This is a genomic window from Bartonella sp. MR110HLJHH, from assembly GCF_042194225.1.
GTDB classification, from domain to species: Bacteria; Pseudomonadota; Alphaproteobacteria; order Rhizobiales; family Rhizobiaceae; genus Bartonella; species Bartonella grahamii.
On the sequence record NZ_JBHIMQ010000103.1, the window covers coordinates 1 to 617 of the forward strand.

Annotated in this window: 1 protein-coding gene; it reads left to right on the forward strand. The window is 44.6% G+C overall.

The genetic code is table 11. From position 1 onward, the window contains the following. Positions 1-617, forward strand: a 617-nt coding sequence (locus ACFIKB_RS09615) for a hemagglutinin repeat-containing protein (protein WP_375653537.1), incomplete at both ends; no start/stop codon positions are given.

The window sequence follows — 617 nt, forward strand, 5'->3', positions numbered from 1 at the left end:
AGTGTGACGATTGATGGCATGACAGATCATCATAAGAGCCATTCAGAGACCCATGAAACGGGTTTTGGTGTGGGATCAGGCAAGGGCTTTGTGTCGATATACGGGAGTGAGGGAAAGACAGAAAATGAAGAGAGTTTTGAGCATCAAGGTTCTTCTCTCAATGCGGATGGCAATATCAACATCACTGCCAAGAAAAAAGATGTAACAATTGTTGGCTCTGATCTTGCAGGTGAGAATATTAACCTTTCGGCAGCTCGTGATGTCAATGTGCTTGTTGGTCATAATAGCCATTCCTCAAGCTCAAAGGAAGAACGCACAGGCTTTGGCATTCAGTTTGAAAAGAGCAACAGCGGTGCTTCTGTAGGTGTTGGAATTGCAAGCGCCAAAGATACGGGCGATCAATGGGAAACCACTTCCACACAATCACACATCACGGCACGCCAAGATGTGCAGATTACTGCTGACAATGATGTAAATATGCAAGCAGCCATTGTTTCGGCGGATCGTGATGTAAACATTGATGCCGGCAATAATATCACCCTATCAGAAAGCTATGATACCTCTAACGCAAAAGAAAAGCATGAAAAGTCTTTTGCTGGTGTGACAGGCTCTGTCAA